This is a genomic window from Rhodococcus sp. JG-3 (assembly GCF_000482405.1).
GTDB classification, from domain to species: domain Bacteria; phylum Actinomycetota; class Actinomycetes; order Mycobacteriales; family Mycobacteriaceae; genus Rhodococcoides; species Rhodococcoides fascians.
Window position 1 is genome coordinate 5,017,831 of record NZ_KI519398.1, and the last position, 16,172, is coordinate 5,034,002.

At 64.5% G+C, this 16,172-nt stretch carries 16 protein-coding genes; 6 read left to right on the forward strand and 10 right to left on the reverse strand.

Annotated features, from left to right (window positions below; all coding sequences use genetic code 11):
- Nucleotides 1–734: 734 nt before the first annotated feature.
- Entirely contained in the window at nucleotides 735–1,679 is a 945-nt protein-coding gene (gene ppk2 / locus K414_RS0125080) for a polyphosphate kinase 2 (RefSeq protein WP_045840630.1), read from the reverse strand.
- 281 nt (nucleotides 1,680–1,960) lie between these two features.
- Between ppk2 and K414_RS0125085 the strand changes: the two genes are divergently transcribed.
- Nucleotides 1,961–2,167 (forward strand): PspC domain-containing protein, encoded by a 207-nt coding sequence (locus tag K414_RS0125085; RefSeq protein ID WP_027498428.1) that lies wholly within the window; start codon nucleotides 1,961–1,963, stop codon nucleotides 2,165–2,167.
- Nucleotides 2,168–2,247: 80 nt separating this feature from the next.
- On the opposite strand, the gene K414_RS29230 is transcribed toward K414_RS0125085, so the two are convergent.
- The gene (locus K414_RS29230) at nucleotides 2,248–2,403 is read right to left on the reverse strand and encodes a hypothetical protein (protein WP_155288427.1); all 156 of its coding nucleotides are present in this window, start codon (nucleotides 2,401–2,403) and stop codon (nucleotides 2,248–2,250) included.
- Between the two features lie 162 nt (nucleotides 2,404–2,565).
- A complete protein-coding gene (locus K414_RS0125095) occupies nucleotides 2,566–3,978 on the reverse strand; it encodes a glucose-6-phosphate dehydrogenase (NADP(+)) (protein ID WP_027498429.1) in 1,413 nt (470 codons plus the stop codon).
- A gap of 49 nt (nucleotides 3,979–4,027) precedes the next feature.
- Between K414_RS0125095 and K414_RS0125100 the strand changes: the two genes are divergently transcribed.
- Nucleotides 4,028–4,630, forward strand: coding sequence for a hypothetical protein (locus K414_RS0125100; RefSeq protein ID WP_027498430.1), 603 nt, complete (start codon nucleotides 4,028–4,030; stop codon nucleotides 4,628–4,630).
- A 12-nt stretch (nucleotides 4,631–4,642) separates the two neighbouring features.
- Here K414_RS0125100 and K414_RS0125105 read toward each other — a convergent pair whose 3' ends face one another.
- Nucleotides 4,643–5,215 (reverse strand): isochorismatase family protein, encoded by a 573-nt coding sequence (locus K414_RS0125105; RefSeq protein WP_027498431.1) that lies wholly within the window; start codon nucleotides 5,213–5,215, stop codon nucleotides 4,643–4,645.
- A gap of 21 nt (nucleotides 5,216–5,236) precedes the next feature.
- On the opposite strand from K414_RS0125105, the gene K414_RS0125110 reads away from it, so the two are divergent.
- Nucleotides 5,237–6,043: an MOSC N-terminal beta barrel domain-containing protein gene (locus K414_RS0125110; RefSeq protein WP_027498432.1), complete on the forward strand. Its 807-nt coding sequence runs from the start codon at nucleotides 5,237–5,239 to the stop codon at nucleotides 6,041–6,043.
- On the opposite strand, the gene K414_RS0125115 is transcribed toward K414_RS0125110, so the two are convergent.
- Genes K414_RS0125115 through aspA form a run of 4 tightly spaced genes read right to left on the reverse strand, consistent with a single transcriptional unit; the run spans nucleotide 6,008 to nucleotide 10,177 of the window.
- Entirely contained in the window at nucleotides 6,008–6,328 is a 321-nt protein-coding gene (locus K414_RS0125115) for a hypothetical protein (RefSeq protein ID WP_027498433.1), read from the reverse strand. The two genes, K414_RS0125110 and K414_RS0125115, sit on opposite strands and share 36 nt — an antisense overlap.
- Before the next feature lie 58 nt (nucleotides 6,329–6,386).
- Nucleotides 6,387–7,307 carry an asparaginase gene (locus K414_RS0125120; protein ID WP_051365281.1) on the reverse strand — a complete coding sequence of 307 codons (921 nt, stop codon included), beginning with the start codon at nucleotides 7,305–7,307 and terminating at the stop codon, nucleotides 6,387–6,389.
- On the reverse strand, nucleotides 7,300–8,733 hold the full coding sequence (locus K414_RS0125125; RefSeq protein WP_027498435.1) for an amino acid permease: 1,434 nt from the start codon (nucleotides 8,731–8,733) through the stop codon (nucleotides 7,300–7,302). The genes K414_RS0125120 and K414_RS0125125 overlap by 8 nt, the downstream gene beginning before the upstream one ends.
- 4 nt (nucleotides 8,734–8,737) lie before the next feature.
- Nucleotides 8,738–10,177, reverse strand: coding sequence for an aspartate ammonia-lyase (gene aspA, locus K414_RS0125130; RefSeq protein WP_027498436.1), 1,440 nt, complete (start codon nucleotides 10,175–10,177; stop codon nucleotides 8,738–8,740).
- Between the two features lie 102 nt (nucleotides 10,178–10,279).
- On the opposite strand from aspA, the gene K414_RS0125135 reads away from it, so the two are divergent.
- Complete coding sequence (locus tag K414_RS0125135; protein ID WP_027498437.1) at nucleotides 10,280–10,984, forward strand: FadR/GntR family transcriptional regulator; 705 nt, start codon at nucleotides 10,280–10,282, stop codon at nucleotides 10,982–10,984.
- Between the two features lie 22 nt (nucleotides 10,985–11,006).
- Nucleotides 11,007–12,422 (forward strand): argininosuccinate synthase, encoded by a 1,416-nt coding sequence (gene argG / locus K414_RS0125140; protein ID WP_027498438.1) that lies wholly within the window; start codon nucleotides 11,007–11,009, stop codon nucleotides 12,420–12,422.
- Nucleotides 12,423–12,490: 68 nt separating this feature from the next.
- On the opposite strand, the gene ligD is transcribed toward argG, so the two are convergent.
- Nucleotides 12,491–13,438 (reverse strand): non-homologous end-joining DNA ligase, encoded by a 948-nt coding sequence (gene ligD, locus K414_RS0125145; protein WP_027498439.1) that lies wholly within the window; start codon nucleotides 13,436–13,438, stop codon nucleotides 12,491–12,493.
- A 72-nt stretch (nucleotides 13,439–13,510) separates the two neighbouring features.
- Complete coding sequence (locus tag K414_RS0125150) at nucleotides 13,511–14,977, reverse strand: GAF domain-containing protein (RefSeq protein WP_051365423.1); 1,467 nt, start codon at nucleotides 14,975–14,977, stop codon at nucleotides 13,511–13,513.
- 150 nt (nucleotides 14,978–15,127) lie between these two features.
- Between K414_RS0125150 and K414_RS0125155 the strand changes: the two genes are divergently transcribed.
- Complete coding sequence (locus tag K414_RS0125155) at nucleotides 15,128–16,171, forward strand: amidohydrolase family protein (RefSeq protein ID WP_027498441.1); 1,044 nt, start codon at nucleotides 15,128–15,130, stop codon at nucleotides 16,169–16,171.
- The last annotated feature ends 1 nt before the right edge of the window (nucleotide 16,172 follow it).

Sequence of the window (16,172 nt, forward strand, 5' to 3'; positions counted from 1 at the left end):
TCGGAGCTGCCGACAGCGAGCAACTGCAGCAACAGCGAGAGAAATTCCATCAAAACTCCTTCGAGAGAGGGGGATTCGCCGCCGACGCGGCGTCGCGAGCCTTACTGTTCATCGATTGGGCTCCGGTCTGCCGTCCTGGCCGAGGCCTACGGCGCGGAGCCGGGATGTCAGTCGGAGGAAGAACTGATACCCGAGAAGAGCTGGATGAAGATTGCCAAGAGGTCACCGAGTTCAGCGGACATGCGACAGGCTCCTTGTTGTTCGAGGGATGTGCAGATCGAACGTGACGGTCGTCACTCGATTACCTCTGCATGAAGATTTCTACCCGAACGGATAACGTTTCGTACACGCATTGGCATCGAAAAGTCAGAAATCTTGGTGAGCTGTTACAAAACGGTCACGGAGACGAAAAGTCGCGGCCGCCCCCGACAGCGACCGCGACTCGTGGACCGACGAATTACGCGGCGCTACCCGACGTCAGCACGCCGACGATCTGCTCGACGATCGCGTCGACGATGCCGTCGTAGACTCCGGTTGCAATGTCGGTGATGAACTGCGCAGCTGAACCCATGAGAACTCCTGATGCTCGTCTCTTCGTACAGCCGTAGGTAATACGGCCTACCACTTTCCTACCGCAACCACCGTCGCGGTGCACAACGCGGCACGAACTCACTGCGCGGATACCGAAGCGACGCAGGACGTTCACCGAGCAGACCCCGGTATGTAGCCCAGAATTATTCTCCGAGCACGTCTTTCGCGCGACCGACGAGCAACGGGTCTGTTTCGCCCACGATCTCGGAGTCCTTGTTGGCGTAGTCGAACTTGTTGAGCACGAACCGCATCGCGTTGATCCGCGCGCGCTTCTTGTCGTTGCTCTTCACCACGGTCCACGGTGCTACGTCGGTATCGGTGGCGCGGAAGTTCTCTTCCTTCGCAGCGGTGTACGCATCCCACTTGTCCAGTGACGCAAGATCCATCGGCGACAGTTTCCACTGCCGTACCGGATCCACCTGCCGGATCGCGAAGCGAGTGCGCTGCTCGTGCTGCGACACCGAGAACCAGAACTTGGTCAAGCTGATGCCCTCGTCCACCAACATCTGCTCGAACAGCGGTGCCTGCCGAACGAACTGTGCATGCTGCTCCTCGGTGCAGAACCCCATGACCCGTTCGACACCGGCACGGTTGTACCAAGACCTGTCGAACATCACAATTTCGCCGGCCGCAGGCAGATGCCCGATGTACCGCTGGAAATACCACTCCGTCGACTCCCGCACCGACGGCTTCTCCAACGCGACGACGCGTGCGCCGCGGGGATTGAGGTGCTCCATGAACCGCTTGATCGTGCCGCCCTTACCGGCGGCGTCGCGACCCTCGAAGATGATGACGTGGCGTCGTCCGGTGTCCTTGGACCACATCTGCAGCTTGAGCAGTTCGATTTGCAGCAGCCGCTTTTCGAGTTCGTACTCGGCGCGGGTCATACGCTCGTCGTAGGGGTAGTTCTCCCGCCACGTGTCGACGACGTGACCGCCCGGTACCGTCAGCAGCACCGGGTCGTCGTCATCGGAGTCGTCGACGACGAACCCCGAAGTATCGGCAAGATCCACGGCGGTCGTGATGTCCCGCACGTCGCTGAGATTCTTGCGTGCAGCCACGCCGTTGCGGAGATCGAAGTCGGTCATGCGCCGAAAGTTAGTGCTCATCGGTGACCGGTCCATGGCGATTCGGTGAACACCGAGCGCAACCGGACGCATCGGACACGCTTCCGGTCTGCAAGGGGGACGGACCGGAAGCGACCGACACATCCGACCGTAATCCTCGCGCCGACAACAGGTCGAGCGTCTGCGTCGTAAAAGTCACCGAACTTGCATATCGACCCGTTTCTCGATCGTTCGATTCTCCGGGTCGATATGGGTGAAAGCCCCGATGTGCCCACAGGCGTCGGCGACGCAGACTTCTCACCATGACATTCGAGAGCAATTCCCCCAGAGAATTCACCCTGTCCAACTCGCAGAAGATGATCGGAGGCGTCTGCGGCGGTATAGCCGACTACTTCGGCTGGGACGTCAACCTCGTTCGCGTCGCCACTGTCGCCGGTGCAGTGCTCAGCGGTGGCACAGTCGTGCTGATCTACCTGGCGGCCCTGATGCTGATGCCGCGCCGCCCGTGAGCTCCCGCGACCGCGGAAAGGCCCCGCATCCTCGCCGGTGGAGGAACGGGGCCTTGCCGTCGGACTTCGCGGAATGGGGCCTAGCTGGAGCCGAAGCTACCGGTGCTTCCGCCGAGCAGTCCGTCGAGGAGTTCACCGAGACCATCGGTGAGGCCACCGGTGATGGGTCCGGTGATGCCACCGTCTTCGCCGCCGCCGAGGATGGGCAGGAGGCCGGTGAGGAGATCGAGGAGCATGGGTAAGCCTTTCGAAAGACACGTCGTGGCCCGAGTCGGAAGGTGACCAGGCCACAGGAACATAACGTTCCAGACGCGATCCATTCCATCGTTTCGGACAAAAAGGACCCACCGGCTGTTTCGGGGCTCGAAAGCCGACCCGGTTCTTCACCGTTCCGGTGATCAGTCCTCGGTTTTCCCGGTGATCAACCAACCGCAGGGCGCAGCCAGATCGTCGGCTTCCGTCGGTCCCATCGAGCCCGGCGCATAGTTCTTCACCGCGGGCGGATCGTTCAACAGCGGCGCCGCCACCTCCCAGACGTGGGCCAGGCCGTCGGGTCTGGTGAACAGCGATCGGTCCCCGTTCAGTACATCAAGGATCAGACGGGAGTACGGGCTCAACGGCTCCGCGTCGGGCACCGATTTCAGCGGCAACGACAGATGCCCGACGGACAGGTCGAAATCCGGTCCGGGTTCCTTGACCGTCATGGCGATATCGATGCTGCCGTCACCGGACAGGTCGAACGAGAGCACCGCGCCGTCTTCGGGCAGCGTCGACAGTGGACTGTCGGCGGGCTTGCGGAACACCAGCGACACCCGCTGCGCTCCGGCACCGAGCATCTTGCCGGTACGAAGCAGGAACGGCACCCCACGCCAGCGATCGGTATCCACCCACAGCTTCGCGGCCACGAACGTGTCGACCGTCGAATCCTCGGCAACGCCGTCGACGTCGCGGTAGCCGTCGTACTGCCCCAGAACCACCTCGTCGGTGTCGAGTGGACGGAACTGCCCGATGACCGTTTCGCGAGCCGACTGCAGATCCTCGGCCTTCAACGATGCAGGGGGTTCCATGGCCACCTCGGCGGCCACCTGGAACAGATGGGTCACCAGCATGTCCAGAACGGCACCGGTCTCGTCGTAGAACTCGGCGCGGTCGTCGATGTCGAGTGTCTCGGGCACGTCGATCTGCACATGCTCCACGTGCTCGGAGTTCCAGATGCCGCTGATCATGCCGTTGGCGAACCGCAACACGTGCAGGTTCTGCGTTGCTTCCTTACCGAGGAAATGGTCGATGCGATAGACCTGTTCCTCCTTCACGACCTCGTGCACGGCCTTGTCGAGTTCCTCGAAGTTGTGCTGCGAGGTGCCGAAGGGCTTCTCGTACACCACTCGGGAACCCTCGGCGAGATCGTGTGCACCGAGGGCCTTCGTGTAATCGACGAACGTGCTCGGCGGCAGCGCGATGTAGTGCACCAGCTGTGCGTCGTCACCGATCTCTTTCCTGGCGTCGGCGACGACGTCAGGGAGCTTGCCGGGATCGTCGACGGTGAAGCCGTTGCCCGCGAAACGGATTCGCTTCGAGAACGCCGACCAATCGTCGTCGGCCACGTTCTCGGCGAACTCGTCGAGCACATCTTTCACGTGGTCGCGGAACTCGTCGTCGGACGAATCCTTGCGACCGTTGCCGATCAGGATCCATTTCTCCGGCAGCAGGCCTTCGACGTGGAGTTGGTAGAACGACGGCAGAACCATTCGCTTCGCGAGGTCTCCGGTCGCGCCGAACAGGACGAATACAGTGGGTTGCGAGGACGCCATGACCTCCACTATGCACCGCATAGTGCTACCTAGGTGAGAGTGCACGAAGATGACCAGATCACGGTTTCACGGAGAGATCTCCGGGGTAGGTACGACGTCGGGAGTGCGCATCGTCGTCGGACACTGGACGCGCTCGCCCCTCGGCGAATTCACCGATGTGATGGTCCAATTCGCGGACGGTCGACGCCTACTCGTGGCCCCGAACGAGGCGGTACGTGAATTCGTCACGGCGACATACTCGTTCGATTCCACCGAGCTGGTACCGGTCACCTTCTCCGAACAGCCCGACGGGTGGCGGTCCGTCGTCGCCGGGAATCTGTCGGTACGCATCCGAGTGGCCGGACCGACGGTTCTCGGCCGCGCCCTGAGCCTCGTCCCCGACGCCGTGTCCACCGCACCGTGGTTCTGCACGATCAGCGACCCCATCGCCCGAGTGATACTGCGCGGAGTGCGTACTCGCGGCAGCGCCGGCGGAGGCCGGCGCGAATACTACGGAGCCAGGCACCAGCACCGCGTCGTCGACGTCGTCGCATCCTGGCAAGGAGACGACCTGGGCTCGCTGACGCCCGTCACTCCCCCGGTGACGTTCGGTTTCGGCAGCACCCCCGCGGCACCGTCGGTCACGTCCATCACCACCACGATCGACTCGTAGACCACTTCTGTTTCACACCACTGCTGCTCCGACTTCGCGGAGTTCGTCGAGAGCCGCTGCGGAGGTCTCGGGAGCGACCCCGGCCACCAGATCGGTGAGAACCCGAACGTCCAGGTGCTGTGCCACTGCATCTTTCGCCGACGCCAGCACGCAGTAATCGGTGGCGAGACCGACGATGTCGACGGCCGTCACCTCGTTGGAATTCAGGATCTCTGACAGGGATGTTCCGTCCTCGGTGACGCCTTCGAACGCCGAGTAAGACGGTCTGCCCTGCCCCTTGTAGACATGCACGTCGACGCTGCCGGTTCGGTAATCCGGGTGATATTCCGCGCCGACCGTTCCCGCGACGCAGTGCACCGGCCACGTGGTGACGAAGTCCGGGGCAGCGTCGGTGGCGAAATGTCCACCGTTGTCGCTGTCGCCGTCGTGCCAGTCGCGTGAGGACACCACGAGGTCGTAGTCGTCGCCGCTCCGGGCGAGGTACGCGCTGATCCTGCGCGCCACCTCCCCACCGCCGACCACGGCCAGAGCACCACCCTCGGTGAAATCGTTCTGAACATCGACTACCAACAGAGCACGAGTCATGTGTCCCAGTATCCTCGACGGGTGCGCGTGTCGTCTCTGGTGACCTATCCCGTCAAAGGATGTGCCGGTACGGCACTGGACTCGGCCCGGGTGAGCGCAGCCGGTCTCGAACACGACCGAGCGTTCATGATCGTCGACGCGGACGGCTCGTTCCGCAGCCAACGCACCGATCCCGTGCTGGCCGTCGTTCGATGCTCGGTGGAAAACGGCTCACTGACACTGCGACACGAAAGCGCAGGAAGCGTCACCGCCGTCGTCGATCGTGATTCCGCGGACCGCGGGGTCACGATGTTCGGCACGCCGCTGCGGGGCATCGACCAGGGCGACGACATCGCCGCCTGGCTCACCGACGTCATCGGCGAGCCCTCCCGCCTCGTCGCCGCGCCCCGCGATCACGGCCGCGTCACCGACGGAATCCGCCCCGGCTCGGCCCACTTCGCCGACAGCGCCGCCGTCCACATCCTCTCGACCGCCACACTGGCCGGTCTGAACTCCCGCCTCGACGCCCCGCTGCCGATCGACCGATTTCGGCCCAACATCGTCGTCGACGGCTCGCAGGACGCTCATGTCGAGGACGAAGTGCGCAACATCTCGATCGGCGACGCACGATTGACGTACACGAAGCTGGCGATCCGCTGCGCCGTCACCACGGTGGAGCAGAGCACCGGTGTTCGCACCGGACCCGAACCTCTGCGCACTCTCGGCACCTACCGCCGGGCCCGGCAGAAGGGCGTCGCCTTCGGTTCGAAATTCTCGGTGATCGAGGAAGGAACCATCTCGGTCGGGGACGAACTACGCGTCGAGACCTGGGGCGAGTCGGAGCTGTAACTCGAACGGCATGTGGTTCGCCCAACCGTTTCGAGCTCGCAGCCGAAGATGCTGTTCTGCACCGAGTTCGACGCGTCGCCGTCCGATGCCGAGTGCGGATGTCGTGCCGCGATAGCGGATGAATGCGGTGAGCTCGTGGCCACCCGGTGCCAGCTCGTAGGTCGACGGTTCCGACCACGACTGGCGATGCTCCACGCCGTCGATCGTCACGAACGGCCGCGCCAGCGTGCGCACCAAGGACGCGTTCACCCAATGTGGAGCGAATTCGATCTCGATCGTGCTCACGTCACGCCTCCCTGGTGCGCTGAGTGTCCACTGTTCGCCTCCGTAGGCGGGATTCCGCCTAGGCGAACGAATTGTGGACGACCACGTCAGTAGCTCCAGTGGCGACCAGCGCCGCCAACTGGATGCGCGCCTGTCCGGCCCGGAGTTCGCGGGAGAAGACCGCACCGGCGTCGAGCAGATCGTGGCCGCCGCCTCCGCCGCCGTACGTCGGCGAGGTCTCACCGAACGGCACCCGCGTCGTGACGACCACGTGCAGCCCAGCAGCAACGGCCTCTTTCACCGCGTGCACCACCAGAGCGTTGGTGTTACCCGAGCCCAACGCCTCGAGCACGATGCCCGACGCCCCGGCTTCGCGACAGGCATCGATCTGCACCCCGTCCGCGCCCGGGTACAGGGCCACGACGTCCACGCGCACTCCCGCGACGGGCTGCCACCGCAGCGGGTCCGGCCTCGGCACTGCTGCCGACCGAAAGGCGTCGAGTTCGGAAGTGTGCTTCTTGATCGCCCCGCGGGCCGGCAGTACTCGTCCGCCGAACGCGATCAGCACCCCCTGCTCGGACCGCGCCGCCGTCACCGCGGCGGCGATGTTGCCGGGGCCGTCCGGGTCCGGATGATCGGCGGTGCGTTGGGCCCCGGTGAACACCACCGCACGCGCGTCGTCGTGGAACAGGTCGACGTACAACGCCGACTCCTCCATGGTGTCGGTGCCGTGCAACACCACCACTCCGGCGCAGCCGTCCTCGTCCAACGCGTCGACCACGGCAGTGCGAATGGCGTCGAGATCGGCGAGGTCCAGGGCGGAGCTGTCCTTCGACATCACCTCGCGCACCACCACGCCGTCCATGTCGACGCCCACGCCTGCGACCGGCCGAGAAACCCCGTGCTCGTCGCGACTGCTGGCGATCGTCCCACCGGTGGTCAACAACGCGACGAACTCAGCACTGTCGGGTCGTTCCGGCAGGCTCCACTCCTTAGTCATTACGGGCGGCTACCTCTCGAATTCTGTTGCGGCACATGTACCATCCGGCGATCAGCATCGGCGCGATGAGCAGGATGGACGCGACGGTCCACGTACCGACGGGTTTGTCGAAGGCCATCAGCACCAGTACACACGCCAGAAAGCCTAGCGTTGCGTAGCCGGTGTACGGGGCACCGAACAACCGGAACGCAGGCCGGGTGACCGCGCCGGTCTTGGACAGAGACCAGAACTTGAGCTGGCACGCCACGATGACGGCCCACGCGCTGATGATGCCGAGCGCAGCAAGGTTCAGCACGATCTCGAACGCCTGCGCCGGGACGACTGCGTTGAGGACGACCCCGAGCAGCGTCACCACCGACGTCAGTGCGATGCCGCCGTACGGAACTCCTTGCTTGTTCATACGGGCCGCGAATTTCGGTGCCGAACCGGCGACCGCCATCGAATGCAGGATGCGACCGGTGGAGTACAGCCCGGCGTTGAGAGACGACAGCGCCGCGGTGAGCACGACGAGGTTCATGATCGCGTCGGCACCCTCGACGTCGATCGCTCCGAAGAACGTGACGAACGGGCTCTCACCGGCCTGATACGCGGTGTACGGCAGCAACAGCGAGAGCAGCAGCACCGAGCCGACGTAGAAGACGACGATGCGGACGATGACGGTGTTGATCGCCTTGGGGATGACCTTCTCGGGGTTCTGCGTCTCCCCGGCGGCGGTACCGACCAATTCGATGGAGGCATAGGCGAATACGACGCCCTGGATCACGACGATCGCCGGAAGCAGTCCGTTGGGGATGAGACCGCCGTTGTCGGTGAGGACGCTCAGACCCGGAGCCTGACCGTCGATGGGGGTACCGAAGATGACGTAGTAGGTGCCGATCGCGAGGAACGTCACCAGGGCCACGACCTTGATCAGCGCGAACCAGAATTCGAGCTCACCGAACACCTTGACCGACACCAGGTTCAGACCGAGAACCAACACCAGGCCGGCCAGCGCGAACACCCATTGATCCACGTTGCCCAGTGGTGCCCAGTACTTCTTGAAGAAGTTCATGTACAGCGCCACTGCCGTCACGTCCACGACGGCCGTCATCGCCCAGTTCATCCAGTACAACCACCCGGCCGCGAACGCGACCTTCTCACCGAAGAACTCGCGGGAGTACGAGACGAACGATCCGGACGACGGGCGGTGCATCACCAACTCACCCAGCGCGCGCAGGATCAGGAATGCGAAAAATCCGCACAGTGCGTAGACCAGAACCAACGCGGGCCCGGCGTCACGCAGTCTTCCACCGGCACCCATGAACAGGCCGGTGCCGATCGCGCCGCCGATGGCGATCATCTGAATCTGGCGCGGAGCCAGCTCTTTTCGATACCCCAGCTCCTCCTCGCGGAAGGCCTGCTTCTGGATCGGGTTCTCGGTGCTCATCGCATTACCTCGTCGACGTCTCGGGAGCAACGGAATGCTCGGTGGGAGCCACCCGCAGGTTCGCGAGATGCTCGGGGCTCAGCAATCGATCCAGCTCTTCTCGCGCCAGCAGGCCCTTCTCGAGCACCAGGTCGACGACATTGCGGCCGGTGACCAGCGCTTCCTGCGCAATGGCCGTCGACTCCACGTACCCGAGGTACGGGCTGAGCGCGGTGACCAGACCGATCGAGTTCTCCACCCGTTCACGCAGTAGATCGACGTTCGCGGTGATGCCGTCGACGCACCGATGCGCGACGGTCCGGCAGGCCGCACTCAGATGCGCCATACCGTCGGACAGGGATTTGACGATGATCGGCTCGAAAGCGTTGAGCTGCAACTGCCCTGCCTCGGCGGCCATCGTGATGGTGACGTCGTGACCGATCACCTCGTAGGCAACCTGATTGAGAACCTCGGGAATGACGGGGTTGACCTTGCCGGGCATGATCGACGAACCCGCCTGCATCGGAGGCAGATTGATCTCGTTGAAGCCCGCGCGCGGCCCGGAGGACAGCAACCGGAGATCGTTGCAGATCTTCGACAGTTTCACTGCGACGCGCTTGAGCACACCCGACAGGTGCACGAACTGACCGACGTCCTGCGTTGCCTCGATGAGGTCCGTTGCGGTGACCAACGGCAGGCCGGTGATGGTGCGCAGGTGCGCGACGGCCGACTCGGTGTATCCGGCAGGAGCATTGAGCCCGGTGCCGATGGCCGTGGCCCCGAGGTTGATCTCGTGCACCAGCAGCGCGGCTTCCTCGAGCCGGGAGCAGTCCTCGTCGATCATGATCGCGTAGGTGCCGAACTCCTGACCGAGTGTCATCGGCACCGCGTCCTGCAGCTGGGTGCGGCCCATCTTGACGACGGTGGCGAACTCGCTTGCTTTGCGGGAGAACGAATCTCGCAGGACCTTCATCGATGCGATCAGCTCGTGCACCGCGAAGATGGTCGCGATGTTCACCGACGTCGGATACACGTCGTTGGTGGACTGCGAGGCGTTCACATGCTCGTTGGGGTGCAGCATCGAGTAGTCACCGTGCGCGTGGCCGAGGATTTCCAGGGCACGATTGGCGATGACCTCGTTGGCGTTCATGTTGGTCGACGTCCCCGCGCCGCCCTGAATGACGTCGACGACGAACTGCTCGTGCCACTGGCCGTCGAGAATTTCCTGGCACGCGGCCCGGATCGCTTCCCCGCGGGTGGCGTCGAGGATTCCGAGGTCCTGATTGGCCGCCGCGGCCGCCCACTTCACGGCTGCGAGCCCGCGGACGAGGTGGGCGTTGGTGGAGATCGGCCGCCCCGTGATGGGAAAGTTCTCCAGCGCGCGCAGGGTATGGATTCCCCAGTAGACGGTCATCGGAATCTCGCGTTCGCCGAGAAGGTCTTTCTCGATGCGGGTATCGGCCACGGTGGGTGCGCTCCTTCAAGGGGTGTCCAGCTGTCCGGCTGTCTGACAGGTAGAGTGTGGCGTAGAACACCTCGTCGGTCAACCCCGGGATAGGATCACTACATGAACCTGTCGGACAGCTGGGCAGTCAGTGCGCCCACCAATGCCCGCATGAGCGCCGCCGAGGCAGTCTTCGCCGACCTGCGTGCCGCGATCTCGTCGGGAAAGCTCCCCGTCGGGCAGAAGCTCCCGTCCGAGGCGGCGCTGGCCGCGAGGCACAGCGTCAGTCGTTCCGTCATCCGCGAGGCTCTGCGCTCGTGCCACGCGCTCGGTCTGACCGAAACCAAGACGGGCCTCGGCACCTTCGTCGTCCGCGATCGAGTGGGTGGCGACCTCGACATCGGCAATTACGAGGCCCGTGAACTCATGGAGGCCCGACCCCACGTCGAGGTACCCGCAGCCGGGTGGGCGGCCGAACGACGTACCGCCGACGAGTTGGCGGTGCTCTCCGGCCTCGCCGACGAGATGCGTTCCGAGGACGACCACGAGGCCTGGGTCCTGTTGGACGCGCAGTTCCACACCGCCATCGCGCGGGCCAGCAGAAACCGCGTGTTCGAGTCGATCGTCGTCGACATCCGGGACGCGTTGACGCGGCAGTCCGAAACGTTGAACCTCGTCGCCCACCGGCAGCAGCAGTCCAACGTCGAGCACGACGCCATCGTCGCCGGTATCCGATCCGGCGAGTACGACGCAGCAGCCCGCGCCATGACCGCCCACCTCGATGCCGTCCGTGGTGCAGTGGAGTCGCTCGCCGATCGGCCCAGCTGACCGTACGACTAAGCTGCGGGCCGTGACGAAGGTATTGAACTCCCTCCCGGTCGGTGAACGAATCGGCATTGCATTCTCCGGTGGTCTCGACACCTCGGTGGCCGTGGCGTGGATGCGCGAGCACGGCGCGATCCCGTTTGCCTACACCGCCGACATCGGCCAGTACGACGAGCCGGATCTGTCCGACGTACCCGCCCGCGGCCTTGCGTACGGCGCCGAGCAGGCCCGGCTGATCGACTGTCGCGAACCGCTGGTCGAGGAAGGCCTCGCGGCACTGACCTGCGGCGCGTTCCACATCCGATCGTCGCTGCAGACGTACTTCAACACCACTCCCCTCGGCCGCGCGGTGACCGGCACGCTCCTCGTGCGCGCGATGCAGGAGGACGGCGTCTCCATCTGGGGCGACGGCTCGACGTACAAGGGCAACGACATCGAGCGGTTCTACCGTTACGGCCTGCTCGCCAACCCCGAGTTGCGCATCTACAAGCCGTGGCTCGACGAGGCATTCGTCGCCGAGCTCGGCGGCAGGCACGAGATGTCGCAGTGGCTCACCCAGCGCACCCTCCCCTACCGTGACTCGGCCGAGAAGGCGTACTCCACCGACGCCAACATCTGGGGTGCCACCCATGAGGCGAAGCGTCTCGAATACCTCGAAACGTCCCTCGAGATCGTCTCGCCCATCATGGGTGTCCGCTTCTGGGACCCCGAGGTCGAGATCGCAGCCGAGGACGTCACCGTCGACTTCGAGCGTGGCCGTCCCGTTCGGATCAACGGCAAGTCCTTCGACAGTGCCGTCGACCTGGTGATGGAAGCCAACGCCATCGGCGGACGCCACGGGCTCGGCATGTCCGACCAGATCGAGAACCGGATCATCGAGGCCAAGAGTCGCGGCATCTACGAGGCCCCGGGCATGGCACTGCTGCACATCACGTACGAGCGGCTCGTCAACGCCGTCCACAACGAGGACACCATCGCCTCGTACCACAACGAGGGCCGCCGACTCGGACGCCTGCTCTACGAGGGCCGCTGGTTCGATCCGCAGGCACTCATGCTGCGCGAGGGCCTGCAGCGCTGGGTCGGCAACGTCGTCACCGGCAGCGTGACGGTTCGCCTGCGCCGCGGTCAGGACTTCACCATCGTCGACACCCAGGGCAGCAACTTCAGCTACCACCCCGAGAAACTGTCGATGGAACGCAGCCAGGGGCAGGCCTTCTTCCCCGGCGACCGCATCGGCCAGTTGACCATGCGCAACCTCGACATCGCGGATTCGCGCAGCAAACTCGAGCAGTACGCCGCCCAGGATCAGCTGACCGCCTGGGGCGACCTGATCGGCGAACTCGCCCCCGGTGGAGCCGACGCCATCGCCGCCAGCAGCGCCGAGAACTCGGTGGACTCCGCAGCCCTCGACCACGCCGCAATCGAGTCCGGCACCGACTGACTTCTGGCTGCCGAACTCGAAGTTATGGACGGATTTCTGCCGATTTCCGTCTATAACTTCGAGTTCGGCTACTCCTCGGGCTCCGTCAGGCCCTGAAGCTCGTCCCGTTCCGCCCATTCGAGTAGCTCGTCGATTGCGAACACCGCGTCGTCGATACCCGCATGAAGGTCGCCCAGTTCGGCGAATCTGGCCGGCACCGTGAAGATCGTGAACTCGCGTGGATCGACGTCGGGTACCTCGGCCCATGAAATGGGTGTCGACACAGTAGCTTTCGGGTTTCCCCGCACCGAATACGCGCTGGCGATCGTATGGTCGCGGGCATTCTGGTTGTAATCGACGAACAACTTCGACGGGTCGCGATCCTTGCGCCACCACGTCGTCGTCACGTCCTCGGGCGCGCGGCGCTCCACCTCCCGCGCGAATGCCAGTGCAGCCCTTCGTAAATCCTTGAAGCCGTGAACGGGGTCGATGCGAACGTAGATGTGCAGGCCGTGACCGCCCGAGGTCTTGGGCCAGCCGACAGCGCCGAGGTCACTGAGCACGTCCTGCACGACACCGGCGACGCGTTGCACCCGATCGAAGGGGCAGTCGGGCATCGGATCGAGGTCGATGCGCCATTCGTCGGGCATCTCGACGTCGGCGCGGCGCGAGTTCCACGGATGGAACTCCACCGTCGACATCTGCACCGCCCACGCCACGTGCGCCAATTCGGTCACGCACAGCTCGTCCGCGGTACGGTTGTAGCGGGGGAATGTCACCTCGACGGTCTCCAACCACGGCGGGGCTCCGTGCGGCACCCGCTTCTGGTGCACCTTTTCACCGGCGAGGCCCTTGGGGAAGCGATGCATCATGCACGGCCGCTCCCGCAACGCGCGGACGATGCCGTCGCCGACGCTCAGGTAGTAGTTCACCAGGTCCAGCTTCGTGGCACCGCTCTCGGGGAAATACACCCGATCGGGGTTGGAGATGCGCACCGTGCGCGTGCCCACCTCGAGTTCTATTGCCGGAGATGCCATACCAGCGACACTAGATGCACCCGCGGCCGCGTGCGCTCGGAAGTCGGAGTTTTTCTCGCAGGTCCACCGGAGCTACGTGTGGGAACGCAGCGTGATGCCGTAGCGGTCTCGCTTGCGGTAGATCGTGGCCCGACTCATTCCCAGCTCCTCGCCCGCCTGATTCATCGTGATGCCGGGCCGGCTGAGTACTCGAATCATCTCGTCGCGTTCGAACGTCTCTATTCGTGTCAGACGCTGCGTGGTCCGCGAAAGCACCTCGGGCGGCAGGTGGTTCACGCCGACGACATCGGCGCGGACCGCCGCCTCGTGCATCACCGTCGCCAACTCGGTGACGTTCCCCGGCCACGAATATCCGACGAGGGCTCGTTCGGCGTCCCCGGTCAGGCTGACCTCGCGTCCACGTGCCCGCAATGCCAGATGCCGAGCGAGCGGAGCGATGTCCTCGGGCCGATCGCGCAGCGGCGGGACCTCGACGACCGAACGCACCAGCTGCGCCAGGGCAGCGGGAACAGCGTCGTAATCGGAGGCCGTCAGGGTGACGGGCACGCCGTCACCGACGCGAGAGATCAGTTCCGCCAACGCGTCTGCCCCTCGCGCCGGCAGCCGGTCCACGTCGCGGACGATCACGGCGGTGTCCGGCTTGGGCAGCTCGGGCGTCCACAGGTCCAGCCAGGCGTCGACGTCGCGTGCCGCCGGAACTCCGGCACTCAGAATTCGACCCCGTGGGCGGATGGTACGCAGCGCTCGGGCCAGAATCGTGGCACGTCCGGTTCCCGGTTCTCCTACCAACAGGACCGAATCATGTTGGCTCAGAGCTGTTTCGGAGGACGCGAGAGCCTGATTCCACCGCGTCGACAGCGTCGGGACGCTGCCCGCACCCGGCCGACCCGATGACGCCTCGACGCGAAAGACCGTCCCACGTGGCGCCGGACGCGCGTGCTGTCCCTGCGCTCGCGCGAGCATCATCGCCGCGGTGTTCCCTGCCGCCGACTGAGCAAGGGCCAGCAGCAGATCCGTCGACGACTCCGACCACGTGGTGAGGTTGACGCAGCCCTCCACGGTGCCCGTCATCGGGTTCAGCACCGGTGCCGCGGCGCAGGTGTATCCGGTGAGCGAGAGCGAGTAGTGCTCCGAGGCGCGCACCACTGCCGGAATTCGATCGGCGAGCGCGAGGGCGAGGCCGTTGGTGCCCGCCTGGTTCTCGCCGTACGAGAAGCCGGGGGCCAGATGCACACGGTCGAGCGCGGCCAACAGCTCGCGGTCCGCGCTCACTCGATCGAGCACCAGACCGTCGGCGTCGGTCAGCATCATCGACACCGGCTCGTTCGCCAACGTGTCGCGCAGTCCGTCGAGCACTTCGCGTCCACATCGGTAAAACAGCGATTCGCCGTCGTAGGTGCCCGAAAATGCGGGTACGACGTCTTCGAGTGGCACTCCGAATTCCTGGCTTCGGTGCCACGATGCGAGCAACCGATGCGACACGGCAGCAAGGGGCTCCGAGTGCAAGCGGGCCCGTACGAGACCCTCGGGATCTGCCATGTGATTCAGGTTACATTCGCTGGTCGCCATGGATCCGAAACCAGCGTCTCGAATTGAGACATCGCGCTACTTCGTCGAGCCTTCGCCGCGCCTACCGTCATCCACAGATCGCTTGTGACAGACGTCACGCACAGTCTCTGGAGGTCAGCCATGTACAGCAAGAACGGCGAGAACTACTTCATCGTGGACGCCCACGTCGCGCTCTGGGATGCGCGGCAGGAGAACCAACGCAACATCCACGGCAAGCAGTTCATCGACTGCTTCTACGACTACCACCGCAATCTCTCCCCCGAGAGCGAGCTGTGGAGTTACGAGGAGTACCTCTACCAGGGCGGCGATCGGTTGATGCGCGACCTGTTCGAGATCGGATACGTCGACCACGCCATCTTCCAGCCCGCTCACCTGGGCGAGTTCTACCACCGCGGGTTCGGCCAGACCGACGAGGCATCGGCGCTCGCTGCAGCTCATCCGGACAAGCTCACCTACAACCACCACTTCGACCCACGCAACGGCGAACGTGGCCTCGACCAGCTGCGGGCAGACGCAGAACGCTTCGGGCTCAAGGGCGTCAAGCTCTACACCGCCGACTGGCACGGCGATTCTCGCGGCTACAAGCTCGACGACGACTGGACTCGGCGTTACCTCGACGTGTGCCGCGAGGTCGGCATCAAGAACATCCACGTGCACAAGGGACCCACCATCCGTCCGCTCGATCGCGATGCGTTCGACGTCGCGGACGTCGACCACGTGGCCACCGACTTCACCGATCTGAACTTCGTCGTCGAGCATTGCGGCCTTCCGCGACTCGAGGACTTCTGCTGGATCGCCACCCAGGAACCCAACGTGTACGCCGGCCTCGCGGTGGCCATCCCGTTCATGCACACGCGGCCGAAGTACTTCGGTCAGATCATGGGCGAGCTGCTGTACTGGCTGGGCGAGGACCGCATCTTCTTCTCCTCCGATTACGCATTGTGGACGCCCAAGTGGTTGGTCGAAGGGTTCGTCGACTTCCAGATCCACGAGTCCCTCGACGAATACGCACCGATCACACTCGAGCAGAAGAAGAAGGTGCTCGGATTGAACGCCGCCAAGCTGTACGACATCCCGGTGCCCGCCGAGCTGCAGCTGCCCGACGCGAACGAAACCGAGACCGGACCGCGTCAGCCCGAACGCGCCGACCTTGCGGCGGTGTGAC

Excerpts from the sequence above, each read along its gene's own strand:
- ppk2 (WP_045840630.1), bottom strand. The coding sequence starts at position 1,679 with ATGACCGACTTCGATCTCCGCAACGGCGTGGCTGCACGCAAGAATCTC.
- K414_RS0125085 (WP_027498428.1), top strand. The coding sequence starts at position 1,961 with ATGACATTCGAGAGCAATTCCCCCAGAGAATTCACCCTGTCCAACTCG.
- K414_RS29230 (WP_155288427.1), bottom strand. The coding sequence starts at position 2,403 with ATGCTCCTCGATCTCCTCACCGGCCTCCTGCCCATCCTCGGCGGCGGC.
- K414_RS0125095 (WP_027498429.1), bottom strand. The coding sequence starts at position 3,978 with ATGGCGTCCTCGCAACCCACTGTATTCGTCCTGTTCGGCGCGACCGGA.
- K414_RS0125100 (WP_027498430.1), top strand. The coding sequence starts at position 4,028 with ATGACCAGATCACGGTTTCACGGAGAGATCTCCGGGGTAGGTACGACG.
- K414_RS0125105 (WP_027498431.1), bottom strand. The coding sequence starts at position 5,215 with ATGACTCGTGCTCTGTTGGTAGTCGATGTTCAGAACGATTTCACCGAG.
- K414_RS0125120 (WP_051365281.1), bottom strand. The coding sequence starts at position 7,307 with ATGACTAAGGAGTGGAGCCTGCCGGAACGACCCGACAGTGCTGAGTTC.
- K414_RS0125125 (WP_027498435.1), bottom strand. The coding sequence starts at position 8,733 with ATGAGCACCGAGAACCCGATCCAGAAGCAGGCCTTCCGCGAGGAGGAG.
- K414_RS0125135 (WP_027498437.1), top strand. The coding sequence starts at position 10,280 with ATGAACCTGTCGGACAGCTGGGCAGTCAGTGCGCCCACCAATGCCCGC.
- ligD (WP_027498439.1), bottom strand. The coding sequence starts at position 13,438 with ATGGCATCTCCGGCAATAGAACTCGAGGTGGGCACGCGCACGGTGCGC.
- K414_RS0125150 (WP_051365423.1), bottom strand. The coding sequence starts at position 14,977 with ATGGCAGATCCCGAGGGTCTCGTACGGGCCCGCTTGCACTCGGAGCCC.
- K414_RS0125155 (WP_027498441.1), top strand. The coding sequence starts at position 15,128 with ATGTACAGCAAGAACGGCGAGAACTACTTCATCGTGGACGCCCACGTC.